The organism is Rhizobium ecuadorense, from assembly GCF_001187535.1.
Taxonomy (GTDB): domain Bacteria; phylum Pseudomonadota; class Alphaproteobacteria; order Rhizobiales; family Rhizobiaceae; genus Rhizobium; species Rhizobium ecuadorense.
The window spans coordinates 1-262 of record NZ_LFIO01000229.1; the positions used below are offsets into that span (position 1 = coordinate 1).

The 262-nt window shown below is 56.5% G+C and carries 1 pseudogene; it reads right to left on the reverse strand.

The features are described 5' to 3' along the window. Window positions 1-163 precede the first annotated feature (163 nt). Window positions 164-262: pseudogene (locus AF337_RS46210) on the reverse strand (MarR family transcriptional regulator); the annotation flags it as partial.

Sequence of the window (262 nt, forward strand, 5' to 3'; positions counted from 1 at the left end):
ACCGAAGGGATGCCGAGCCTTTCGATCGACGCCGTTTTCCACAGCCCGCGTCCGCTCAGTAGAGCGACCTTTTCGCCGACGGTCATTTGGCCAACGAGCGATGGGATTTCGTCTTCGCTGAGCTGGAACATGGGTAGTCTCCGAGGTTACGGCAGGCGTCAGCTCAGCAGATTTTCTGAAGGAGTTCCATTAGCATCATGCGCTCGGCAACCGTCAGGTTACTCAGTGTTTCCTGGGAAATCTGCAGTGCGACCGACAGGTT